Origin of the sequence: Pseudomonas grandcourensis, from assembly GCF_039909015.1 — a bacterium.
Lineage (GTDB): Bacteria > Pseudomonadota > Gammaproteobacteria > Pseudomonadales > Pseudomonadaceae > Aquipseudomonas > Aquipseudomonas grandcourensis.
The window spans coordinates 4,415,956-4,440,287 of the sequence record NZ_CP150919.1; the positions used below are offsets into that span (position 1 = coordinate 4,415,956).

The following is a 24,332-nucleotide window of genomic DNA, read 5'->3' on the forward strand; positions in this document are numbered from 1 at the left end:
ATCGCTGGCTCCTCAGACGGTCAAAATGACAGTGGCTGCGGCACAGAACGTTCCGCCCAACCCATGAACCAACGCGACCTCCGCGTCTTTCACCTGCACCCCTGGCCCTTCACCGCGCAACTGCCGGACGCCCTCAATCAAAGCCAGCAGACCGCGCTTGCCCGGATGGTTCGACGCCAGTCCACCACCGTCGGTGTTGCAGGGCAGAGAGCCACTGATGCTCAAATGGCCGTCCGCCACGAACCGCCCGCTTTCGCCCCGAGGACAGAATCCAAGGTCCTCAAGCGCCAACATCGGCGTGATCGTAAAGGCATCGTAGAGCTGCACCACGTCGACATCACCAGGCGTCAACCCGGCCATTTCAAATGCTCGGGGACCAGTACGAGCAGCAGGCGTGATGAGTTCGCGGGACATCTGGCTGATTTGAGTGCGCTGTGTGGCCATGCCAAAGCCGCTCACGCAGACCGGCCGGGCTCGGCAATCAAGGGCTCGTTCCCGGCTGGTCATCACGATAGCGCCGCCGCCGTCCGTCACGACGCAGCAATCGAGCCGGTGCAAAGGTGAAGCGATCATCGAGGAATTGAGCACGTCTTCGACGGTAATCGATTTTCGGCCCAGAAAGGCATCCGGATTTTCAGCCGCGTGTTGCCGGAATGTCACCGCCACCTGAGCTAGCTGCTCTACCGTGGTGCCATAGAGGTGCATATGACGCTGGGCGTACATCGCATACGTAGAAATGAGCGTCGGTGCGAAGGGCAACTCGAATTGACCAGGCCCCGCCGGAAGGACGAAAGGGTCGAATGACGGAGTCTTCAACGGCCACCAGCGCGGTGAGGCGGCGTAACTGATAACCACGACATCCGCCAGCCCGGCAGCAATCGCCACCGCCGCCTGTGCGGTATGCACCAGATAGGAACAACCCCCCACGTCGGTGCTGTCGAACCAGCGCGGCTCAATGCCCAGGTACTCGGCCATTTCGGTAACGCTGTTGACACCGCCCCCCTCGGCCCAGTCGCCGGAAGCCACACATAAGCCGTCTACGTCTCCGAGCGTCAGCCCGGCCTGGGCCAGCGCTGCCTGGATGCATTCCACCTGGATCGCGAAAGGATGGACATTGGGCGCATCCCTTCGTGGTGACTCATAGGCGCCGACAATGGCGGCGCGTTCGGAAACGTTCAAGGCATACTCCTGAAAAGATCGAAAGCCGTGGCCCACAAATTCCATCATCGGGAGGCATGCGAACAAGCAGTTAGAAAACGCCAAATTGGTGCATTTAATGCACCCATTCTTTGGCATAAGACTTGCGTTTGTCGTTAACTCTCGACGCCTGGAGTACCTATGAATAGACGACTGCCGCCGCTACTCGCTGTACGCGCCTTCGAAGGATTCAGTCGTTGTGGAAGCGTGCGGCAGTGCGCCGAAGAACTATCGGTTTCGCATACCGTTATCTCCCGACATATACAGAATCTGGAAGTCGCCGTTGGTACAAAACTGGTCAAGAAATCAGGTCGCGGACTTGAGATGACGCGTGAAGGCCAGCGCTACGCGGCACAGCTTCGACGGGCGCTGGACATCATCGCTGACGCCAGCAGCGATCTGCGTCAAGGCGAAGACGCGCTGCACGTCTGCTGTATGGCTGGCCTCGCGTCCAGGCGGTTGCTGGGAAGACTGGGCGAATTGGAAGAAGCACTCAATGGTCGTGAGCTGACACTTGAACCGACCAGTACACGCCCCGACTTCAGTCGCAATGAAGCGGATGCCGAGATTGTCTATCTGGAGGAGCTCAATCTCGGCGAGGAACTGTGCGCAGAGCTTTTCGCCCGGCCCTTGATTCGTGCAGTGGCCAGCCCCGCGTTTTGCAACCGCTTCGCCGAAGTGACCTGTGCCGAAGATTTGCTGGGTTTGCCATTGATCCATGAGCGTAACACCCAGCGCTGGTCGCAATGGTTCAGCATTGCCGGTGTTACAGATATTCCCAGGTTGCGCGGGCCTCGACTGTGGCACGGTCACCTCACGCTCGAAGCGGCCTGTATGGGCCAGGGTGTGGCACTGGTCAGCGAGCTGCTGGCCGACGAAAAAATTGCCGCTGGCGAGCTCATCGATGTGATGCCGATGACGATTCGTCTAGGCGGGTATTACTTCATCGCCCCCACTCGAAAATGGAACGATCAAGCCATTGTCCGGCTGCGGCAATGGCTGCATTCCGTGTTCCCCGGCGAACTGGAAAAAGGCGACATTTATGCACCAGTCAGGATCCCAACTTCCGCTTCTGCACCGTAATAGTACTTTTCATAAATGAGGAGCCAGGCAATGAACATCCCCCTACCGAATGGCAGACCTTACGAGAAAGCGCTGGTCAAAAGCGAATGGATTGACCTCTATGGCCATATGAATATGGCGTATTACGTCATGCTTCTCGATGATCTGGGCCATCGCATTCTGGAACAGTTCGGGCTGGGTAAAGGGTACACACTTGAGCTTAATTGCGGGCTCTTTACCGTTGAGGCCAATCTGAAATACCTCAGGGAGGTCTGCGCGGGAGATCCACTGCGCGTGGAACTGACGCCCCTGAGCTTCGACGAAAAACGCTTGGTCACTCAGGTGGAGCTTTACCATGACGAACAAAACTATCTCAGTGCGACCATGCGGCAGACGGCGGTGCATGTGAATCTCGACACCCGTAAAGTATGCCCATTTGGCGACGAAGGTCGGCAACGACTGCAAAGGATGATGGACGCATACACCTCCAAAGACTTCGACCTGTCGAGCCGGGTGTCTTCGGATTAGATACCCTGCACGTCTTAGCAAACCAGTGGAATGCATGTATCTTTAACACTGATATTTTACGACAAACCAGCCTGCTCAAGTCAGGCGTAACTGTTCGTTGAAATCAGCTTCAGTTGCATCATCCAGGGAGTCGTGAAACGCATCATGACGCACCCAATCTCGGAAAAGTCGGCGAGTTTTTGGCGTGCTATGGCGAATACGCCACTTAGCTTCGAAAAAACGCGAGATAGGTTTTTTCGTTCCCGCCCAGGCCAGCGAGGAACATTGCTTGAAAGCGAATTTCTCGGCGGCGTAAGGGAACTGGCTTCCTAAGGAGAAGCCTCGACCACTTCGTCAAAATGGCTGTTGGAACATCATCTCCAACAGGAATAAGCAGATCGTGCCGTAAACTCTGTGAATCATCAGATGAACATGGTCAAACTCCCCATGCATCGTGCATCTGGTATAAATCGCGCCACTAAATACAAGTACGGATCGCTAGCATCGAACAGCACCCTGCCCAGGGTGACCTCACTGCGTAATCAGGCCTCCCCTGGTACTGCAAATTGTAATAAGCCGTTACCAGCCCAGTTGCTTGTTAAAACCAAGGGCATCGTAGTAGTCATGCTGCGTGAGAATTTTGCCGTTCTTGAGGTGTATGAAACTAACACCCTTAAAGCTGAGGGGGCGCTGAGTAGCTGGGGTCTCGGCACTCCAGGGGCCGGTATTGGTGCCCTTGAACTCCCATTCAAAGGCAATGCTCTCGCCATTGACAATCGGCTCGCCGAACATTTTCCATTCCAAATCCGGCACCGCCTGCATGAACACCTGAATTACTTGGGACTTGGCGTTTTCGCGGCCAACTTGAGGGGTGCCCACCGAGGCATCGAGAAACTCAACGTTATCAGAAAAGTACTCGGCCGCCGCATCCGCATTGTGGGCATTCCAAGCCTTCATATAGTCATGGATCACGCCGAGGGTATCGTTTTGGCCTGCCGCAAAACTTGCATGACTGGCCAGAACCAGAAACAGCCCGAACAGTAGTGAGTGGATTCGAGACGTCATAGCCTTCAACCTTATTGTCAGAAGATCGGTTTGCCTGCCGCGCTTAGTGGCAGGCATTGATGTCAATTAACGGTTTTTCCAGGCATCCGAAGCTGGGGCCTTGCCCTTTTCATAGGGACGAAACAGGGTCATGTATAGGACACCGACAAGGATGACGATGGCACCGACAAGTGCGATGCCGTAGTTCAAATACCAAGGCGCATCCGGGGTACGCGGCCAGGACATATTGATGATCGCGAACATGCCGTAGCAGAGGGCAGCAATGTTCACGATCCAACCCCAACGTCCCATGGTGAACTGGCCCTTGGGTTTCCACCCACGGATACGGGCATACAGCGCACCGCCAACAATCATCTGGAACGCCAGGTAGATACCGATGGCGGCAAAGCTCACCACCAGAGCAATAGCGTTCTGAAGGTAGAAGCCCACACACACAATGATCGCAGGCAGCACGCCACACACCACCAGAGCTGCGGTCGGGACGTGTGTCGTAGGCGAGAGTTTTTTCAGCATATTACTGCCCATGAGCATTTCGTCTCGAGCATAGGCATAGAGCAGACGACTGGCGGATGCCTGCAAACTCAGCACGCAGGAAACGAACGAAACCGTAATGACCGCCATAACTACCCGAGAGCCCACAGGACCGAACGCGCTGCCGAATATGGTCGACATCGGGTCTTTGTCTTGCCCGGAAATGACCGCAGCCATATCTGGAACTGCAAGGATCAACGCCAGGGCCGCAAAGATCGAGGCGGCGCCGCCGATCCAGATAGTCATCCGCATCGCCTTTGGAACCTGGCGGCTAGGATTTGGGGTTTCCTCGGCAACATCGCCGCAAGCTTCAAAGCCGTAGTAGAGAAACATCCCCGCCAATGAGGCCGTGAGAAACGCAGGCCAATAGGCCCCATCAATGGAAATATCAAAAGTATTGAACAATACGCTCAAAGGCTGGTGGCGCTCGAAGATCAGCAGGTATCCACCGATAAACAAAGCCCCGACTAGTTCGCAGAGAAAACCGAACATCGCCACCCGCGCCAATAGTTTGGTACCACTGAGATTCAAGACCGTCGCCACCGCCGTCAAAAATAGCGCGACCAACGTGTTAGTTACCGGCGACGACTCGAAACCTAGAAGGTTTGCGATGTAGGGGCCAGCCCCCAGCGCGACGGCGGCAATGGTGACACATAGGGAGATGGCATAAATCCACCCGACCATCCATGCCCACTTCTTGCCAACCAGACGACGGGCCCAAGGATAGACGCCGCCGGAAATCGGGTACTGAGATACCACTTCGCAAAAAATCAGACACACCAGCATCTGGCCGAACCCCACCAGCAGGTAGGACCAGAACATCGGTGGCCCGCCGGCGGCCAAGCACAGGCCGAACAAGGTGTAGACCCCTACTACCGGGGACAGATAGGTGAATCCAAGGGCAAAGTTCTGCCACAGACTCATACTACGTTCGAAATTTGAGGTGTACCCAAGGGCACGGAGTTGCTCCGCGTCTTGATCTACAGCTACCTTGGAGCTAATTGAGCTGTTCATTGCAACATCCTTCAAAAAGGAATTTGTTTTAATAGGCGTTGATCGGACGGTGCCATCCCATCCGTTGCGCGATTAACCATAGTTGACTCAGAGTTGTATCCAGGTGGCCTTAATCTCCGTGTACTTATCAAAGGCATGCAGAGATTTGTCACGACCATTACCGGACTGTTTAAAGCCGCCGAACGGCGCCATCATGTCACCGCCGTCATAAAGATTGACCCAAACACTGCCTGCACGAAGTGCGCGGGAAATGTTGTGGGCTCGAGACAGGTCAGACGTCCAGACAGCTGCGGCCAGACCGTAAGGGGTGTCATTGGCGATGCGTACAGCATCTTCTGCTTCGTCGAATTCGATGACTGACAGTACGGGACCGAATATTTCTTCCCGGGCGATTTTCATCGAGTTGCTGACGTTGTCGAACAGGGTTGGCTCTACATAACTGCCACCGGCCTCTACCCGTGCAACGCGCCCCCCGAGCAAGAGCCGCGCACCTTGCGCTTGACCTTCTTCGATGTACTGCATCACCCCATCCAGATGACGGCCATCAACCATTGCGCCGACGTTGGTATCAGGGTCGAGAGGATGCCCCGGCTTCCAGCCCTTCATGGCCTCGACAACCATCGGTACAAAACGCTCTTTGATCGATGCCTGCACCAGCAAACGTGAACCGGCAGTGCAAACCTCACCTTGGTTGAAGGCGATGGCTGCCGCTGCTGCTTCGGCCGCCACCTGCAGATCGGGAGCATCAGCAAATACTATGTTGGGACTTTTGCCGCCGGCCTCGAGCCAGACCCGCTTCATATTCGACTCACCCGCATAAACCAGTAGTTGCTTGGCCACTTGGGTCGACCCGGTAAACGCCAAAGTATCAACATCACCGTGCAGGGCCAACGCCTTGCCCACGGTGTGGCCATAGCCCGGCAGAACATTGAGCACACCCGCTGGAAGACCCGCCTCCAGAGCAAGCTGTGCGATGCGGATAGCCGTCAGCGGAGAACGCTCCGAGGGTTTGAGGACAACTGAGTTACCGGCAGCCAGCGCCGGCCCCAACTTCCAAGACGCCATCATCAGTGGGAAATTCCACGGCACGATAGTCGCAACCACCCCAACCGGCTCCCGGGTAACCAGCCCGAGCTGATCAACCGAGGTCGCTGCCACCTCATCGTAGATTTTGTCTATTGCCTCACCGCACCAACGGATACTGTCAATGCTCCCCGGAAGGTCGACCGAAAGCGAATCGGAAATCGGCTTGCCCATGTCCAATGTTTCCAGCAGAGCCAGCTCTTCGGAATGGGCCTGCAACAATTCGGAAAAACGCACCATCACTGCCTTGCGCATTGCAGGTGCTTGGCGTGACCAGACACCAGACTCGAACGCAGACCGGGCACTGGCTACCGCCAAATTCGCATCCGCCGCATCGCAACTGGCGACCAAGGCAAGCACACGCCCGTCGATAGGACTAATGCACTCAAAGGTTGCACCTGAGCTGGCCGACACATATTTGCCATTGATGAAGGCTCGCCCCTCGATGCTCAGCGCCTTGGCTCTGGCTTCCCACTCTGATCGGGTCAACTGACTCATGGTTAAAACTGCTCCTGGGTTCGGATGGATGCGATCTCAAATCGCCTTAAACATATGGAACCATATCTTTTAACCCTTGAGAACCCCGGAAAAGCTAATGCGATGTGATTTTTTTGACTTTTTATGCGTTAAAACTCTAGAATCCCCCCACAAACACGTACAAAAATAATATTAAATATGAAATAGAATTTTAAAAGAAACACACATCCGGACGCGCTTGACGCTATATCGGACTATTGCCACAGGCGTAAAACGGCGCCGCCCATGAATGAATCAACCATGAGCCCTACTTCAAGCCTCATACGCCTTAACCAAGAAGGTAAAACGGAGTCTGTTACCCGTCGCCTGATAGAAATGATCGATCTGGGGTTGTTCACAGAAGGCGAACAGCTCCCCAATGAAAGTGCCCTGGCCACCCAACTCGGCGTTGCCACGGTTACGCTGAGGGACGCGCTGGCGGGCTTGCGAGAGCGCGGGGTTATCGAAACCCGGCGTGGACGCAGCGGAGGGAGCTTCATCTGCGCCGCGCCGCAAACCTCAGATCAGTCACTGTTCGATCAACTACGTGAATTCAGCACGCTTGAACTCCGTGACCTCGCCGATGAACACGCTGCCATTTCAGGCGCCGCCGCCCGACTGGCGGCTCAGCGCACTGGACCTGAGCAACATGCAAGACTGAGCAGCCTTGTCGACGCCCTAGCCAACGCTCAAGAGCGGCGAGAGCGACGCCGAGCAGACGCCAGATTCCATATCGAAATAGCCGTGGCAGCACAGTCTGTGCGCCTGACTCACAGCGAAGCGCGTCTGCAGGCGGAGCTTGGGGAACTGCTATGGCTGCCGTTTGCCGGCCAACCAGACCCTCAGGCCATCGAGCGGGAGCATAGAGCTATCCTGGAAGCCATCGTAGCGAACGATGCCAATCTGGCCGGCGCACTGGCAGAAGCACATGTAACACGAGGCGTTCGCCGCCTAAGCACCTTACGACTACAACAAATGGCAGAAGGCGACTAATGAATGGAACGAAACTTGCTGAATTATTCGCTCGCTATGCAGCTCGGTGTCGCATACCCCGTCGACTGCAGGCACCGAATTGTCTTCTCTGAGTCATGAGGTAGAGCCATGGCTAACGAAATGTCAGCAAACGAGCTGTCCCAATGTGCCACGTTAATCAATGCTTCCGTAAGTAACGTATTCAAGGGGCTCAACGATATGAGCGCCGCGGCATTGAGCATTTGGGAGCATACGTGTAGCAAAAAGGAGCGCCCCTGCCAAGGCGACCTGAAGCCATTGCTGCCGATTATTCGACAAATCCTGAACTCGGAAAACCTCAAGTTTCATGGTGCCGGCGTGGTATTCGCTCCTGGTGAGCTGGAAGGCCGCGAAATGCATCTGGAATGGTGGTGCCGAACCCAAAAAGAAGAAATTAAGCCTCTGACGCTGAACTTTAATAGCCGTAGCGAACGTTTTTACGATTACCTGCACATGCCTTGGTACACCCTCCCCCAGCAAACCCGGCAGCCCTCCATAGACGGCCCGTTTGTGGATTTGTACGGCACGGAGCAGTACATCATTGCGTTCTCGGTTCCTATTTTTTTCGCAGATCGCTTCATTGGTGTAGCTGCTGCCGATATTTCTCTGCACTCCTTGGAGCCCTTGCTCGTGCGCAGCCTTATGCGAGTCAGTAATGAGGCGTTGTTACTCAACGCCGAAGGTAGGGTGCTGGCGGCTAACACACCGAGTTGGCTGGCCGGTGATTTGATCCGAGGCACCCTGAGTCTGGACAAAGAACAGGGTCGCGTCCTGAGCCTTATCGACACATCGTCATATTGGAGAGTCGTAGAGCGGCCTGTCCCAAGGTTTTGATCAAGACTCCATCTTGGTTTGAGAAACCAAATCTAAACCCAGGCGCATCAGGAAAAGTCCTATCGAATGAAAGCTCCTGCCATGGATGGCTGGAGGTCGCCATGCACTCCGCTACCGAAAGTGGCCCCCATTCTAGCCGCCTATTCCATCAGGCAATTGCACAAAAATCATCTCAACCGAGTTGACGAAGCTGTGCACTCTCACCGCGACACTGGAAGATCACAACCTTTAGAAGGAGCCGCAGTGGGTCGCACAGCCACTGGGTTCTTCACGAAGTCCGTGAACGACTGAAACAAGTACTTTGACGCCTCATTCCACACGTTTCCTGCCTGTCGAGCCCGACTAAAACCCGCGTTGCGGTCAGATCACTTTTCGAAATTTGGAGCTAGAGGGGACGCACTCAAATAGAGGCGGCTGTAGTGGAAATGAATACAGCTTTTGACCTGGAGGTTAGCCAGCACCCGGAACAACAGGCCGACCTAGAGACATTGTGAGCCGGATTCGTTGGTCAACTCAAACCGATTAATTAAAAAGATATAAATCATGGTTATCAAACAGAGGGTGTACGGCTACCGGGACAGCGAGCTCTTTTTCATGAAGATCAAGCGCGCCTTTCCCGGTAATCCGTGAAGAATCATTTTTACTCACGAAACTAAAATGGTGGCGCGACCAGTACTCGGGCCGCGCCGATGATCGATACACCTTCATGACACCGAGACGCGCTATCAGGAGTTGTGTGTGTAGCCCTCCCACTGATGCCACATGCTTTGGTTGACACCCAGACCAAACCAACGGTCAGTGTCGTCGAGTGCACGGCTGAATGTATCAACCACAAACTGTATTTCTTCTGTCGTGGATATCAGTGGTGGACAGAATGCGATCGAGTCTCCCATCGCCCTTGTGATCATGCCGTACTCCTGCGCACGTCCCGCCAGGTAGCGCCCCAGCTTCCCAACCGTATCCAGCGGCTCCTTTGTCCGACGATCCGCAACGAGCTCCACAGCGGCGATCAGTCCACAGCCCCTGACCTCCCCTACCAACGGATGATCAGCAAATTGAGCCAGTCCGGCCTGAAGTTGTTCGCCCAACTCGCAGGCGCGCTCGATAAGCCGATCTTCCTGGATGATTTTTATGTTTTCCAGCGCAACTGCAGTCGCAACCGGGTGGCCGCTGCCGGTGAAGCCATGGCCCAGAGTACCGAAGGTGTGGCTCTGATCGGCGATCCCCTCGAAGACCTTATCGTTGATCAGGACTGCCGCGATCGGTTGATACGAAGAAGATAGTTGCTTGGAAACCACCATGACATCCGGCTTGATGCCGAAGGTTTCGCAGCCAAACATTTTACCGGTACGACCAAAGCCGCAAATCACTTCATCCGCAACGACCAGCACGTCATATTTGCGGCACACCGCTTGAACCTTGTCCCAATACGTGCGCGGAGGCACGATCACGCCGCCCGCCCCCATCAGCGGTTCGCCGTAAAAAGCGGCTACGGTTTCCGGGCCCTCCCGGAGAATGACATCTTCGAGTTCGGTTGCCAGGCGATCAGCAAATTGTTCCTCGGTCTCGCCAGGTTTGGCATTGCGATAGTGGTGCGGACAGGCAACGTGAAAGAAGCCCGGCAGCGGCACGTCAAAACCACGTTGGTTCACCTGCAGCCCGGTTAAACTGGCGCTGACAGCAGTAATGCCGTGATACGCATTATGACGGCTGATGAACTTCTTTTTGCCAGGCTTGCCGATGGCATTGTTGCGATACCAGATCATCTTGACGACGGTGTCGTTGGCTTCAGAGCCTGAGTTAGTGAAGAAGACTTTGCTCATCGGCACCGGGGCGAGTTCGATCAGCTTCTCGGCCAATTCGATACTGGGTGTGTGAGCCTTGTGGCTGAAGAGGTGATAAAAGGGCAGTTTGCGTAGCTGTTGCTCTGCCGCCTTGATCAGACGCTCATTACTGAAACCCAGCGCCACACTCCAAAGACCCGACATCGCTTCAAGATAACGCTTGCCCTGATTGTCATAGACGTAAACGCCTTCGCCACGCTCGATAATCAGCGGGCCTACTTCCTGGTGCAGTCGCGCATCCGTGTAGGGGTGCAGTTGATGCTGAACATCCTTTTCGGCGAGCGAAAGATTCGAGCGATTCATGTTAAGGAACTCCGGGGAATGACAGCCATATGGCATTGTTACAGGCTTTGGTGGGTGTTCATTTCCACCACACTTGACGCTTGATGAATGTCCGCCGTAATTACACGCCGATACAGAGGTATTTGATTTCCAAGTAGTCCTCAATGCCGTACTTGGAGCCTTCACGGCCCAGCCCCGAAGCCTTGATGCCACCGAACGGCGCGACTTCGTTGGAGATGATCCCGGTGTTGACGCCGACAATGCCGTATTCCAGTGCTTCGCCCACACGGAACACCCGGCTCAAGTCGCGAGCATAGAAGTAGGACGCCAGACCGAATTCGGTATCGTTGGCCATGGCGATCACATCGGCTTCATCCTTGAAGCGGAACAGCGGTGCCAGCGGACCGAAAGTTTCTTCCTTGGCAACGGCGGCGTTGCGCGGAACATCAACCAGCACGGTCGGCTCGAAGAAGGTCCCGCCCAGGGCATGCGGCTTGCCGCCGGCAACCACGCGAGCGCCTTTGCTCACAGCGTCTTCAATTTGCTCCTGAACCTTGGCCATGGCTTTGGCATCGATCAGGGGGCCAGTGGTGATGCCGCTTTCCAGGCCATTACCGATGTTCAGCTTGGCCACCGCCGCGGTGAGTTTTTCGACGAAGGCGTCGTAGATGCCGTCCTGGATATACAGACGGTTGGCGCAGACGCAGGTCTGGCCGTTGTTGCGGTACTTCGAGATCAACGCCCCCTCGATAGCGGCGTCCAGGTCGGCGTCATCGAAGACGATGAAGGGTGCATTGCCGCCCAGTTCCAGCGACACCTTCTTGATGTCCTTGGCGCACTCGATCATCAGCTGGCGACCGATTTCGGTGGAGCCGGTGAAGGTCAGCTTGCGCACGAGCGGGTTACCGGTCAGCTCGCTGCCGACTTCGCCGGCACTGCCGGTGACCACGCTGAACACGCCTTTCGGAATGCCGGCGCGCTCGGCCAGCTCGGCCAAGGCCAGGGCCGAGTAAGGCGTTTGCGAGGCCGGCTTGAGGACCATGGTGCAGCCGGCGGCCAGGGCCGGACCGGCCTTGCGGGTGATCATCGCCGAAGGGAAGTTCCACGGAGTGATGGCGGCGGTGACACCGATCGGCTGCTTGAGCACCATCAGGCGCTTGTCGACCTGGTGACCGGGGATCATGTCGCCATATACGCGCTTGGCCTCTTCGCCGAACCACTCCAGAAAGGAAGCGGCATAAGCGATTTCGCCACGGGACTCGGTTAGTGGCTTGCCTTGCTCCAGGGTCATCAGGCGGGCCAGGTCTTCCTGGTTGGCCATCATCAGGTCGAACCACTTGCGAAGCTTGTTGGCGCGCTCCTTGGCGGTCAGGGCGCGCCAGGCCGGTAGCGCCTTGTCAGCGGCTTCAATGGCACGACAGGTTTCGGTCGCCCCCATCTTCGGCACGCTGCCAATGATTTCACCAGTGGCCGGGTTGTTGACCATGAGGGTCTGGCCATTGTCAGCATCTGCCCAGGCACCGTCGATATAGGCTTGCTGGCGAAACAGTTTCTGATCGTTGAGTTGCACGCGAAATTCCTCATTAGCGGGTTGCGCCGGAAGCCGCCATCGGGGCGGTCCGAGTGGAGTTGGCGGGTTTGACAAAACTGACACCGGCACTTGCTAGTTGCTCACGGACCTTGTCGACGATGTATGCGCCGATCGGGATGGCGGAGGTCGCTGCAGGCGACGGGGCGTTGCAGACGCTGACGCTACGGGCAGTGTTGACGAACAGGAAATCGTCGATCAACTTGCCGTCAAGCGAGACCGCCTGTGCGCGCACACCGGCCGGGTAGGCGGTGAGGTCGCTCTTGTTGATGCTCGGGCAGTACTTCTGCACTTCCTTCAGGTAGCCGCCCTTGAACAGTGAGTTTTTCATCTCGATCAGACCGGGACGCAGGTTCTTCATCAGCACCTTCAGAATGCCCGGGGTGGTCAGGGTTTCGAACATGTCCGACAGCGAAAAGTCGGTCTTGCGATAGCCTTCGCGCTTCATCGCCAGCACTGCGTTGGGGCCGACAGTGACGGTGCCGTCGATCATGCGGGTCAGGTGCACGCCGAGAAATGGCATGGACGGATCCGGGATCGGATAGATCAGGTGGTTGACGATCTGATTATGCTGTTTGGGCAGCAGGTAATACTCGCCGCGGAACGGGCAGATGATGAAGTTGGGCTTGATCCCGAGCATGCGCACCACGCGGTCAGCCATCAGGCCCGAGCAGGTGATCAGGAAGCGCCCGTGGTGCTCCAGCGTGTCGGTGCGAACCACGACTTCATCGGGACGCTCGTCGATGGCGACGACTTCGCTGTTGTAGCGGATCTCACCACCGGCGGCTTCGAATTCTCGGCCCATGGCCGCGGTGACTTCGGCGTAGTTCACAATGCCGCTCGACGGCACAAAGATACCGCCCAGGCCGACGATGTTCGGCTCGCGCTCGCGCAGCTCGGCGGCCGACAGCCATCCACGCCTCAGCCCATTGGCTTCGGTACGGTCCCACAACGCGCTCATGCGCTGCATTTCCAGCTCATTGGTGGCCACCAGCAGCTTGCCGCACTCGTCGTAACGGATGCCGTGCTTGTCGCAGAAGGCCTTGGTGGCCTTGTTGCCCTCCAGGCAGAAGCGCGCCTTCAGGCTGCCCGGGGTGTAGTAGACGCCGGCATGGATTACGCCACTGTTGTGGCCGGTCTGGTGCTTGGCCGGGCCGGACTCTTTCTCCAGCAGGAGGATTTTTGCGTCCGGGTAAACCTGGGCCAGTTGCATGGCCGTGGACATACCCACAATGCCGCCACCGATGATGATGAAGTCGTACACAGCCATTAGCTTGCACCCACCTGTATTACGTTTTTGTTAGAAGCGCGATAAGGGCCACATGAGGTGGCCCTCGTCACTTCAGCGTTTGCCAAACCTTACTGGCCGCGCTGGTACATGGTTTTTTGGTAGCTGATGTAGCCGCGCTGACGCATCAGCTCACGACGCAGGCCCGGGTGGGCGGTGAAGCGGTCACGGCCGTGCAGCCAGAACATGTTGTTGACGAGCACGAAGCTTCCGACCGGCACCGGTACCGAAACCTTCTCCTGACTGCCTTCCAGGGATTCGCTCATGGCGGTCAGCCAAATGCCTTCCTCGAAGTCCTTGGGCTGCACGAACTGGTCGATGTAGCGCATTGTCGGGCGGCCTTCGGCGTCGTTGTCGAACACCGCATGGAACACGTCTTCACGCACGTTCTTGCTCGGTGGCGCGGTGAAGCGCATTTCACGGCGGGCCAGCGGATGCGTGTAGTAGTGGTTCAGGTCTCCCCAATCGTCCAGGTGCAGCAGCAGGGTGTTGCCACCCTCCATGTTCTGCTCGTCGATCTTCATCATCAGCACATAGTCAGTGCGCTCCTGAACAAATGTGCCGTCGTTGTGCAGTTCCATGACCCGGTGTGGCTGGCGCAGGTAGCTGTCGGAGTTGTCGGTGTTGACCACTGCAAAGCGCGCGTAGAACTGGCCGCTCATGGCATCGAAGTTGGAGCGACCGATCAAGTGCGCGACGGCCGAGGAAAACTTGACCATGTCATCGGCCTGGGACACTTCGTTCAACCCCTCCGGCGTGATCAGCATGCCGCCGGTGGCGCGGTCGAGAATGGTGTTGATCAACACCGGGCGCAGGGTGCCTTCGCACAGCTCGTCAAGTATCTGGCCAACCCGGAAGCGCAGGAACGATTTGTACTCCAGAGCCTGGACCGGCCATTGCGTCACCGCCTTTATGAACGCGTCGACGGTTTGCTTGGCAAATTTCAGCTCAAGCAGGCGCGGTGACTGGCTGGAAGGGGTGAGAGTGAAACCCTTGCACTCCGATGGCAGTGGCATCACAAGGTCCTGAATTTGCGTAAAGGCGTTCATGGCAGTTCCTGGGCAGAAGGTAGGGATTGGCCCCTCCAGCATTGATGCGGATCAGGCTCAGAGCAAAAATATCGCCATAAATTTAAAATGTCTACATTTTTATTTATAGTCGATAAAACACCGTTTCGTCTTATGTTTTTCGTATGACAGATGTTTAGGTATGATTGGACCTTGTCGTTTTCAGGAGCAGTACCTTTGGATAGCCTCACCCCCAAGCAGAACTCTGCATTCAGCGGGTATGAGCGACTCAAACAGGACATCATTCGCGGGGTCTTCAAGCCCGGAGAGAAGCTCCTCATGAGCGGGCTCAAGGAGCGTTATGACTTGGGGGTTGGCCCGCTGCGAGAGGCGCTTTCGCAATTGGTGGCCGAACATCTGGTGGTGGTGATCAGCCAGAAGGGCTACCGGGTCGCGCCCATGTCGTTGAAAGAAATGCAGGACATCTACGATGCCCGCGCCAACCTCGAGGCGATGATCGTAGGCTTGGCCATTGAGCGCGGTGACGACGCTTGGGAGGCGCAGATCCTTGCCCAGTCCCATACCCTCTCGAAAGTTATGGATGTCAAAACCCGAGAGCAGGTCTTGGATGTCTGGGACGAACGGCACAAGGCCTTCCACACGGCTATTGCCACCGGTTGTGGTTCAAAACACCTGTTACAGGCACGTGGCTATCTATTTGATCAGGCCGAACGCTACCGCCACCTTTGGCTGACCCAGACGGTTTTCTCCGAAGAAGCCCTGGCGTTGAAGCGCAAGGAACATGCTGCGCTGGTTGAAGCTATTCTGGCGCGCGATGCGCCACGGGCCAGCACCATGATGCGCACTCACCTGATGACGCCGGTACCGATCATCGCCGAGATTATGTTGGTGCAAGGAATGGGCAGTGCCGCGTGAGTTTGGGGTTGAACGGGGCGGCTAAAGCGAGCATATCCGCCCACTCTAGTGTCCTGAGCAGTTAATTCATTGATCTACCGGTAACGATATACTGTGCGTTTAAGTACATAAGGCGAAGCCGAGCGTTATTAACATTGAATTAATTGATTAACAGCTCAGCTCACTAACTAAGCTGTGCGCTTATAAGCATATTCGCGAATCTGTATCAGGCACTTGGCAAAAAACAATGGAGGCAGACACTCACAAAGAAGCCATAGAGTTCGCCCAGCTACAGATTGATTATCTCTATCACTGAGCCAGCAAATGTACTAGATTGAGACAGAAATCGGCGACTTTCACTTATGCTGAGGCAGGAGTAACCCTGCCCCAGCATAAACGACTATTTGATCACTACCGGATTGACCGGTGATCCGGCAGCGCGATGTACTTTTAGCGGGGCTGCCACATAAAGGAAAGTATACTGCCTGTCTTTAGCGCAACTTTCGGCTAGTTTTTCCAGGTCGCAGATCTCCGTAAAGGCGATACCAAGATTACGCATCAAAGCGCAGTGTAGTGGCAGAGCCACACCTGATACTGGATCTGTCGTGACCTCATTGGCGATGGTATCGGTGACAAGGTTTGGAATTTCCTTGTCATGGAACCATCGAACAAGCTCCTCCGAATATGTAAGGCCTGGCTCGCAGAATCCGTCGTAAAACGCCTCGCCCTGCTCATAGAAAGCTTGAAGGAAGTTAGTCCTGATAATCAGGATATCGTGGGGCTCGATCGTATGGCCCTGAGCCTCTGCGCACGCCATAAGATCCATGTGAGTGAATGTCTCACCTTTATCCAGCATACGCTTGCCACGATGCCGTGCCATATCCAGTAATACGCCGCGCCCGACCACTCCTCGCTCGCCGATAGGTGCGACACTGGCCTTGTCGAGGCCACCCACAGTTGTTCGCGCGTCGTAGCCGTTCCATATTTTCCCGCCGTACCAGAGGTGGCCAAGCGCATCATATTGCGTGGAGCCTTGCAGGAACGCGTCGATCTTGTCATCAGCGTAGTGCAACCCGCCGGGATAACATGGGCCATGATCATTGTCCCAGCTTGACTCATCGAGAACCATAGTACGTTCCGCCGGGGTACGGCCTGGCCAAACCGGATCGCCTGCGGGATCACCGATCATACGCTGTAAAGTAAATACGCTTCCCGTCTTAATATGCGCAACCCCGCGCATGACTTCTTGCGTGGTCAGGTAATTCAGAGAGCCAACTTCATCTTCCGCGCCCCACTTGCCCCAGTTAGAAGGAGCGTCCTTCAAAAAATCATCCATCTTAGGAACTGCAGCAGTCATGATGTTTTCCTTTTCAGTCACGGTGGTTATTGAAGCGCACGACTAATGCGCCTTGCGTCCTTACCGCTCAGGACATACAAAATATTGAAATGAAAGTGCTCGCTTAATGACAAACGAGCGGCGGCTACAAAAGTCTGTAGCCGCTGGCGTAGCGTGCGATCTGTTTAGCGGTATTAAAGTGCCGAGAAGGGGTAGTTGATAATCAGACGGTTCTCGTCGAACTCCAGGCTGCTGTAATCGCGACGCAGGGTGCTGTTGCGCCATTTCAGCGACAGGTTTTTCAGGCTGCCACTCTGGATCACATAGGCCAACTCACTCTCCCGGCCCCACTCCTTGCCGTCACTCACAGTCGCGGTGTGTACGTCTTCACCGCTGATGTAGCGGTTCATCAGGGTCAACCCGGGAATGCCCACACCAACGAAGTTGAAGTCGTGACGCAACTGCCAGGACCGCTCCTTGGCATTGTCATAACTGGAGTTGTAGCTGTCGTTGGCCAGGGTGCCGCCGCTGGTGCCATTGACCCGCATCCAGGCGTTGTCGCCGCTGATTTTCTGCAAGCCCAGGTAAAAGGTGCTGCTGCCATACTTGGCCGAGAACATGGCGGAGGCGGTTTTGTTGTCCAGCTCCCCTGCCCGCTCGCTGCCGCTCTCCTTGCCGATGAAGTAGCCAAGATTGGCGCCCAATACCCAGCTACCCACTGTTTGGCTGTGCACCAGGTTGATGAACTGCTGGTTGTAGATGTCCTTGAGCTCGGCATTCCACAGGCCAATCATGGTTTGCTTGCTGTTGAAGCTGTACTCGCCCCCGGCAAAGTTGAAGCGATCGGAGGTAACCCCGCCCCTCCCGGTCATCGACATATCGTCCATGCTCGCGTCGTTGCGTGGACTGTTGCCGCGGAACTGCCCACCGTACAGGGTCAAACCGTCGATATCCTGGGAAGTCACCTGGCCCCCGCGGAAGGTTTGCGGCAGGGCGCGGCCGTCATCGGAACGCAGGATCGGCAGTACCGGCATCCATTCGCCGACCTTCAGCTCAGTTTTTGCCAGCCGAGCCTTCAACGCCACGCCCAGTCGCCCGAAATCATCGGCTGGACGGCCATTGTCATGCACTGGCAGCAACTGGGTGTTGGCGGTACCGCGACCACCATCGAGTTTGAGCGCATACAGCCCCAGCACGTCCACACCAAAACCCACGGTGCCCTGGGTGAAGCCGGACTTGGCGTCGAGGATAAAACTCTGAGTCCACTCCTCGGCCTTGCTCTGCGGGTAAGCCGGGTTGGTAAAGTTGCGGTTGATGTAGAAGTTGCGCGAGGTAAGGTTCGCCTTGGCGTTTTCGAGAAAGCCCTCGGCAACGGCCGGAAAGGCAGACGCGGCCAGCGCCAGCCCTAAGACATAGGTACCGACGACAGGTGCCAACATGCGGCTGTTTTTATTGCAGCAGTTCATTATTTTTATACTCATTGTTAAAAAAGCACACAAAACCCTCCCCTCCGCGTTGGCAGACGAGGTGAATAAAGGGAGGGACAAATGGATACACACTGTCGAATCAGAGCGCGTATCCCTTCGGCGCACCGCACGCTAATGGGCGATGCGCGTCAGTCGGTTAGAAGATGCTGCGGTAGAGGGCTTCTACGTCCTGCTCGGTCATGTCCCTGGGATTGCTGTCGATCAGGCGACGCAGGTTCACCACCACCGAGTTGGCCATTTCGGTGAGGGCGGGTTCGTCCACTCCCAGTTTCGACAGCCGGGTTTCCAGGCCACTGTCGGCCACCAGCACTTCAATTGCCTGAACAAAGGCTTCGGCGGCCTCGGCTTCGTGCTCGAAATGGCGGCCCGGCAACAGGTACGTCGCGAGCTCCGCATATTGGCTTTGCGCCGCGCTTAGGTTGAAACGCAGTACCGGCGCCATCACCAGGGCATTGGCGTGGCCGTGGGGAATGTGAAAGCGTGCCCCTAGCGGATAGGCCAACCCATGAATCGCCGCCACCGAGGCGTTGACGAAGGCCATGCCCGCCATCAGCGAGCCTTGCAGCATCGCCGTACGCGCCACCACGTCCTGACCGTTGGCCAATACTTTGCGCAGGTTGGCGCTCAGCAATCCCAAGGCGGTGGTGGCCAAGCCATCGGCAATCGGGTTCTTGCGTGTGCGACTGGTGTAGGCCTCGACTGCATGCACCATGGCATCCAAACCGGTGGCGGCGGTGACCCTGGCCGGCAGTCCGAGTGTCAGTTGCGGGTCGAGCACCGCCACGTCCGGCATCAGTTGCGACGAATACACCGCTTGCTTGCGCTGTTGCTCGTCAGTGATGACGGAGACCCAAGTCACTTCAGAGCCGGTGCCTGCCGTGGTCGGCACCAACACCAGCGGCACCCGCTGCCCCAGGGCTTTGTCGGTTCCATACAACTCCTCCAAAGGCTGTTCGCTGTTGATCAGCAACGCCACCAGTTTGGCGGCGTCCAAGGAACTGCCGCCGCCGAGGCCCAGCACGCCATCGGCCTTGAATTGTCGGGCCTGCTCGGCGGCCTCTTTGACCACGGCGGACGAAGGGTCGGGAACCACTTGGTCGAACACTGTGACTGCGCAGCCAGCCACCTCAAGCGAGGCCTGGGCCTTAACTGCAAAACCCAGGCTGACAATGCCAGGATCGCACACCAGCATCACCCGTTGCGCACCGAGATCCTTGAACACCTTACCCACGCTGTGCAACGCGCCCGCTTCGCAGACTATGCGCGGCACGCTTCTGAATTCATAATTCATCGGTCAGTCCTTTTTGTTTACAGCACCGAGGCATAGATGGCGCGGGCATCTTGGCGTGTTACCGGGCGCGGATTATTGATAAGCAGGCGCTCGACCTTCATCGCGTCATCGGTCAGGCGATCCAGGTCGTCGGCAGTCACGCCCACATCCCGTAGCCGCTGGGCAAACGGCATGCGTCCCACCAACCGGGTCATGAACTCAACAAAGGCATCGCAGGCCAACGCCTCGCTGGCAAAGCGCTGCCCTGGCAGCACTGCCGCCGCCAGTTGCGCATACAGCGCCTCGGCTGCCGGACGATTGAAGTTCAGCACCGGCACTAGCACCAAGGCGTTGCTCAAGCCGTGGGGCACATGGAAGTGGCCGCCCAATGGGTACGCCAGGGCATGCACCGCCGCCACCGGCGAGTTGGCAAAGGCCATGCCCGCTAGCATCGAGCCGAGAAGCATGTCGGAGCGAGCCGGTAAATCCCCAGGCGTCGCCAGGACCCGATCCAGATTACCCGCCAGCAGGCGCAACGCCTGCATTGCCAGGCCATCGGACAGCACATTCTTCTTGTGCACGCTGGTGTAAGCCTCGATGGCATGGACCATGGCATCGATACCGGTCATGGCACTGACAGCTGCAGGCAGGCCGACGGTCAGTCGGGCGTCCAGCAGCGCGATATCCGGATACAGCAATGGGCTGACAACGCCCTTTTTCTCATGGCTGGGAGTGGTGACAATTGCTACCGCCGTCACTTCCGAGCCCGTCCCTGCCGTGGTCGGCACCTGGATCAATGGCAAACGCGGGCCTTGGGCCAGGTTGATACCGTAGATCGACTCCAGCGCCTGCTCGCGACCACAGAGCAAGGCTACCAACTTCGCGGTGTCCAGGGAGCTGCCACCGCCCAGGCCGATCACTGCTTGGGCACGGCAGTTACGGGCGGCATCCACCGCGTGCTGTACCGATTCCGACGGTGGATCGGCCTGAACATCGCTGTACAGTGTCGCTTCGACCCCGGCTTCGTGCAGGGCTCGCAAGGGTGCATCGAGCAAACCGGCGCGCAACAACCCCGGATCGCTGACCAGCAATACCCGCTCGGCCTTTAGCTCGCGGCATAAGCTGCCCAGGCGCAACGCGCCATCGATCTCACAGATCACACGTGGCGTGGTTTCAAAGTTAAATGTCGACATACATCTGCCCTACCCTGCTGTCACGCTGCCGCGCTCGATGCGAAACAACGCATCGACCAGGTCGGCAGAATGTGTGTCATCGGATTCAGAGATCAACACGCACAGGCCTTCCTGGCCCAGCTTGGCAATCACCTCGCTTAAACGCCGGGACAGGACCGGCGCTACGCCCTCGAAAGGTTCGTCCAGAATCAACAGTTGATTGCCCGGCATCAGTGCCCGGGCCATGGCCACCAGCTTCTGCTGACCACCGGACAACTGCATCGCCTTGCGGTCACGGAACTGGGCGATCTCTGGAATCAGGCTATAGACCCAGTCCAAACGCTGTTTGCTGTCGGCCAGTTTGTTGGCCCACACTGGCAGCATGATGTTCTCTTCCACGGTCAGGGACGGAATCAGGCGTCTGTCTTCGGGCAAGTAGCTGATACCCGCTGCTGCGCGAGTAAAAGCCGGCTGCGCGCGCAGGTCCTGTCCGCCAAAAAACATCTCGCCGCGGTCCGTGGGCAACAAACCCATGATGGCGCGAATCAAGGTGGTCTTACCGGCACCGTTGTGGCCGATCAGACCGACCATTTGCCCGGGGGCGATGGACAGCGAGACGTCATTGAGGATCGGTATACCTTCAATCGATACATTGAGATTGCGAATTTCCAGGCTCATTTCACGGCACTCCTTTGCGCCTTGTCGTGGGCTTTGGCGCCGCCAGTGACGAACTCCTGCACCCGGGCATTGGCCAAGACGTCTTCCGGGGCGCCGTCGGCCAGGACTTCACCGCTGTAGAACGCGAGAATGCGCGACACATAGCGACGTACCACGTCCATGTCATGCTCGACGAACAGCACGGTTACTTGATGCTCGGCAACGACGCGCATCACGGTGTCCATCAGCGCGGTTTTCTCTTCGGCGCTAACGCCGCTGGTGGGTTCGTCGAGCAGCAACATCTGCGGATCACCAATCAACGCCATGGCAATATCGATGAGTTTGCGCACCCCCTGCGGTACCGCGGTGACCAGAGTGTCACGCCATTGCGGTATGCCGAACTCGACAAGAATGGCGTCGGCACGGGCAATCCGTGAGGCGCTGCGCATAGGCACAAGCAGCGCTGGAAACGGGCTTTCGGCCGCCGCCACCGCAATCAGCAGGTTGTCTAGCACGCTCAATTGCGGAAACAGTTGGGCGACCTGGAACGAGCGGGCCATGCCCGAGCGGGTAATCGCTCGAGGCGTGCGACCAATGATCGACTGGTTATTGAACAGGATCTCGCCCCGACTCGGCTTCAAGTAACCTGTGACCATATTGATAAAAGTGGTCTTGCCGGCACCATTGGAGCCGATCACACCGACCACTTCCCCTTTGTTGATCCGCACATTGACGTCCTTGGCTGCAGTGACGGCGCCGAACTCCTTGCACAGACCCTGGGTTTCGAGAATGCAGGTCATGCTTTAGCCCTCCTAGCGTTACCGGTAAACAGGCTCCACAAGCCCTTGGGTAGGAACACGATGATCGCCAGTAAGGTGAAGCCCAGAATCATCTGCCAGCTATGGGGCACCAGTTCGATGGCGTAAGTGCGCACCACGGCAAACACGATGGCGGCGATAAAGGGTGCCGCCACGTGGGCGGTGCCGCCGAGTAAGGCGATGAACACGAACTCACCGGAGGTGATCCAGTAGGCCATTTCCGGATCGATATGCCCGGCGGACAAGGCCATGAAACCACCGCCCAATGCCGAAACGGCTGCGGCGGCTACGTAGTTCATGTACAGCACCCAGCGTGGGGACTGCCCGAGGTATTCGACACGCACTTCGTTTTCACGAATTGCTTCACACATCATCCCGGCATTGCTGCGGCTATAGCGATGCAGCAACACAGCCAGCACCGTCGAACTGGCAACAATGATCATGAACAAAACCAGCGGTCCTTGCCCTGCGGCTGGCGACCAGCCAAACAGGGTCCAGGCCTTGACGTTGAAGCCGTCAGTACTGCCCAGGGCCGAGCTTTTCACCAGCACGCCATAGAGGATCATCGAGAACGCCAACGACAGCATGGCGAAGAAAATCTCCCGATAGCGGGTCATCAGCAGGCCTAGAATCATCGCCAATAAAACCGCGACGCCAACGCCGATCACTAGCAACACGACTAGGTCGGTGATATTTAGGAAATGCCCACTCATGCCCACGGCATAGCCGCCAACGCAGAAGAACAAGCCCTGGCCAAAGGTCACCAGACCGGCGCGCATCTGCATCACCACGCCTTGCACTACCATGGCCTTGGCCAACGCCATGGTCAGCAAAAACACCAGCCATTGCGGAGCAATCCAGCCACCGGCGGCCAGCAGCGCTGCAACCGCCAGCAGAATCAGTTCTGTTTTATCCATGCGCATCAGATTTTCCTCGCTAACACGCGGCCGAACAGGCCTTGCGGACGTACCGCCAGAACCAGCGCCATGACGCCGTAAATCACAAAGAGTTCGAATTCCGGCGCATAGTGCACCGCCGCCGCACGGCTCAGCCCTACTAGCAAGGCGCCTACCGCTGCTCCTTCGATACTGCCCATGCCACCAATCACCACCACGGCGAAGGCCAGGACGATAATTTCCACGCCGATACCCGGCGCTACGGAAATAGCCGGAGCGGTCAAGGCACCGGCCAAGGTGCCGAGCATGGTGCCCAACACAAAGACCAGGGTGAACATGCGCTTGACGTTGACGCCCATGGCCATAGCCACTTCACGGTCGTGGATCACAGCCCGCAGGACCTTGCCCTGGTTGGTGCGTTCCAGCCACAGGTACAAGCCGAGTCCAAGCACCAGCGAAACGCCTACCAGCATCAGGTCGTAATTGGAAACCTTCAGCCCGGCCAAGGCGCTACGGCCCATTTCGGCATAGGGTTGATAGGCGAAATAGGGGTTCACGCCCCAGATCATTTTCATGGTGTCTTCCAACACCAGCAGCAGCGCGTAGGTGATGATCACCATCAGCACTTCGTCTCGGCCGTACATAAACTTGAGCAGCCCGCGCTCGATAATCAGGCCAACGATCAGCCCAGCAACCAGGGCACAGCCAAGCATCAGTAGGTAACCGGCCCAGACCGGGCCAATACCGTTATTGAAATACCAGCCCACCAGCGAAGCTGCGGTGTAGGCGCCAATGGCATAAAAACTGCCATGGGCCATGTTCAGGATCCGCATGACCCCGTAGATCACCGTCAACCCTGCCGCGACCAAAAACAGCCACGAGGCATAGATGGTGCCGTCAATCAGCACCGCGAAAAGACTCATCATAGAGGTCCTACCTTGGCATAAAGGTG

At 57.0% G+C, this 24,332-nt stretch carries 21 protein-coding genes and 1 pseudogene; 6 read left to right on the forward strand and 16 right to left on the reverse strand.

What is annotated here, in order from left to right; all coding sequences use genetic code 11:
• Positions 1 to 12: 12 nt before the first annotated feature.
• A complete protein-coding gene (locus AABM52_RS19710) occupies positions 13 to 1,179 on the reverse strand; it encodes a hypothetical protein (RefSeq protein WP_056723426.1) in 1,167 nt (388 codons plus the stop codon).
• A 159-nt stretch (positions 1,180 to 1,338) separates the two neighbouring features.
• On the opposite strand from AABM52_RS19710, the gene AABM52_RS19715 reads away from it, so the two are divergent.
• The 3 genes and pseudogenes from AABM52_RS19715 to AABM52_RS19725 form a co-directional block, all read left to right on the forward strand.
• A complete protein-coding gene (locus AABM52_RS19715) occupies positions 1,339 to 2,280 on the forward strand; it encodes a LysR family transcriptional regulator (RefSeq protein ID WP_082562923.1) in 942 nt (313 codons plus the stop codon).
• A 30-nt stretch (positions 2,281 to 2,310) separates the two neighbouring features.
• On the forward strand, positions 2,311 to 2,787 hold the full coding sequence (locus tag AABM52_RS19720) for a thioesterase family protein (protein WP_056723333.1): 477 nt from the start codon (positions 2,311 to 2,313) through the stop codon (positions 2,785 to 2,787).
• Between the two features lie 264 nt (positions 2,788 to 3,051).
• A pseudogene (locus tag AABM52_RS19725) lies at positions 3,052 to 3,222 on the forward strand (ATP-binding protein); the annotation flags it as partial.
• Positions 3,223 to 3,345: 123 nt separating this feature from the next.
• Here the strand turns inward: AABM52_RS19725 and AABM52_RS19730 are convergent.
• The 3 genes from AABM52_RS19730 to AABM52_RS19740 form a co-directional block, all read right to left on the reverse strand.
• Positions 3,346 to 3,831 (reverse strand): ester cyclase, encoded by a 486-nt coding sequence (locus AABM52_RS19730; protein WP_056723429.1) that lies wholly within the window; start codon positions 3,829 to 3,831, stop codon positions 3,346 to 3,348.
• 66 nt (positions 3,832 to 3,897) lie between these two features.
• Entirely contained in the window at positions 3,898 to 5,376 is a 1,479-nt protein-coding gene (locus tag AABM52_RS19735; RefSeq protein WP_056723338.1) for an APC family permease, read from the reverse strand.
• Positions 5,377 to 5,463: 87 nt separating this feature from the next.
• A complete protein-coding gene (locus tag AABM52_RS19740) occupies positions 5,464 to 6,957 on the reverse strand; it encodes an aldehyde dehydrogenase (protein ID WP_056723341.1) in 1,494 nt (497 codons plus the stop codon).
• A gap of 279 nt (positions 6,958 to 7,236) precedes the next feature.
• On the opposite strand from AABM52_RS19740, the gene AABM52_RS19745 reads away from it, so the two are divergent.
• The gene (locus AABM52_RS19745; protein WP_056723343.1) at positions 7,237 to 7,968 is read left to right on the forward strand and encodes a FadR/GntR family transcriptional regulator; all 732 of its coding nucleotides are present in this window, start codon (positions 7,237 to 7,239) and stop codon (positions 7,966 to 7,968) included.
• A 108-nt stretch (positions 7,969 to 8,076) separates the two neighbouring features.
• Complete coding sequence (locus tag AABM52_RS19750) at positions 8,077 to 8,820, forward strand: histidine kinase (RefSeq protein ID WP_347907525.1); 744 nt, start codon at positions 8,077 to 8,079, stop codon at positions 8,818 to 8,820.
• Between the two features lie 725 nt (positions 8,821 to 9,545).
• Here the strand turns inward: AABM52_RS19750 and AABM52_RS19755 are convergent.
• The 4 genes from AABM52_RS19755 to glaH form a co-directional block, all read right to left on the reverse strand.
• Positions 9,546 to 10,967 carry an aspartate aminotransferase family protein gene (locus tag AABM52_RS19755; protein WP_056723346.1) on the reverse strand — a complete coding sequence of 474 codons (1,422 nt, stop codon included), beginning with the start codon at positions 10,965 to 10,967 and terminating at the stop codon, positions 9,546 to 9,548.
• 100 nt (positions 10,968 to 11,067) lie between these two features.
• On the reverse strand, positions 11,068 to 12,516 hold the full coding sequence (gene gabD / locus AABM52_RS19760; protein ID WP_056723348.1) for an NADP-dependent succinate-semialdehyde dehydrogenase: 1,449 nt from the start codon (positions 12,514 to 12,516) through the stop codon (positions 11,068 to 11,070).
• A gap of 13 nt (positions 12,517 to 12,529) precedes the next feature.
• Positions 12,530 to 13,798 carry an L-2-hydroxyglutarate oxidase gene (gene lhgO / locus AABM52_RS19765; protein ID WP_218497927.1) on the reverse strand — a complete coding sequence of 423 codons (1,269 nt, stop codon included), beginning with the start codon at positions 13,796 to 13,798 and terminating at the stop codon, positions 12,530 to 12,532.
• Positions 13,799 to 13,893: 95 nt separating this feature from the next.
• Positions 13,894 to 14,871: a glutarate dioxygenase GlaH gene (gene glaH, locus AABM52_RS19770; protein WP_056723351.1), complete on the reverse strand. Its 978-nt coding sequence runs from the start codon at positions 14,869 to 14,871 to the stop codon at positions 13,894 to 13,896.
• Positions 14,872 to 15,066: 195 nt separating this feature from the next.
• On the opposite strand from glaH, the gene csiR reads away from it, so the two are divergent.
• On the forward strand, positions 15,067 to 15,765 hold the full coding sequence (gene csiR, locus AABM52_RS19775; protein WP_223531903.1) for a DNA-binding transcriptional regulator CsiR: 699 nt from the start codon (positions 15,067 to 15,069) through the stop codon (positions 15,763 to 15,765).
• A gap of 379 nt (positions 15,766 to 16,144) precedes the next feature.
• Here csiR and AABM52_RS19780 read toward each other — a convergent pair whose 3' ends face one another.
• The 8 genes from AABM52_RS19780 to AABM52_RS19815 all read right to left on the reverse strand — a co-directional run bounded on the left by AABM52_RS19780 (position 16,145) and on the right by AABM52_RS19815 (position 24,306).
• Positions 16,145 to 17,101 carry a cyclase family protein gene (locus tag AABM52_RS19780; RefSeq protein ID WP_347907526.1) on the reverse strand — a complete coding sequence of 319 codons (957 nt, stop codon included), beginning with the start codon at positions 17,099 to 17,101 and terminating at the stop codon, positions 16,145 to 16,147.
• Between the two features lie 173 nt (positions 17,102 to 17,274).
• The gene (locus AABM52_RS19785; RefSeq protein ID WP_218497861.1) at positions 17,275 to 18,519 is read right to left on the reverse strand and encodes an OprD family porin; all 1,245 of its coding nucleotides are present in this window, start codon (positions 18,517 to 18,519) and stop codon (positions 17,275 to 17,277) included.
• 184 nt (positions 18,520 to 18,703) lie between these two features.
• Positions 18,704 to 19,858: an iron-containing alcohol dehydrogenase gene (locus AABM52_RS19790; RefSeq protein ID WP_218497860.1), complete on the reverse strand. Its 1,155-nt coding sequence runs from the start codon at positions 19,856 to 19,858 to the stop codon at positions 18,704 to 18,706.
• 17 nt (positions 19,859 to 19,875) lie between these two features.
• Entirely contained in the window at positions 19,876 to 21,030 is a 1,155-nt protein-coding gene (locus AABM52_RS19795) for an iron-containing alcohol dehydrogenase (protein WP_218497859.1), read from the reverse strand.
• 9 nt (positions 21,031 to 21,039) lie between these two features.
• Positions 21,040 to 21,687 carry an ATP-binding cassette domain-containing protein gene (locus tag AABM52_RS19800; RefSeq protein WP_056723361.1) on the reverse strand — a complete coding sequence of 216 codons (648 nt, stop codon included), beginning with the start codon at positions 21,685 to 21,687 and terminating at the stop codon, positions 21,040 to 21,042.
• Positions 21,684 to 22,466: an ABC transporter ATP-binding protein gene (locus AABM52_RS19805; RefSeq protein WP_218497858.1), complete on the reverse strand. Its 783-nt coding sequence runs from the start codon at positions 22,464 to 22,466 to the stop codon at positions 21,684 to 21,686. Before AABM52_RS19805 ends, AABM52_RS19800 begins: the two co-directional genes overlap by 4 nt.
• On the reverse strand, positions 22,463 to 23,407 hold the full coding sequence (locus AABM52_RS19810) for a branched-chain amino acid ABC transporter permease (protein ID WP_056723368.1): 945 nt from the start codon (positions 23,405 to 23,407) through the stop codon (positions 22,463 to 22,465). The genes AABM52_RS19805 and AABM52_RS19810 overlap by 4 nt, the downstream gene beginning before the upstream one ends.
• A complete protein-coding gene (locus tag AABM52_RS19815; protein WP_123722561.1) occupies positions 23,407 to 24,306 on the reverse strand; it encodes a branched-chain amino acid ABC transporter permease in 900 nt (299 codons plus the stop codon). The genes AABM52_RS19810 and AABM52_RS19815 overlap by 1 nt, the downstream gene beginning before the upstream one ends.
• Positions 24,307 to 24,332: the final 26 nt, after the last annotated feature.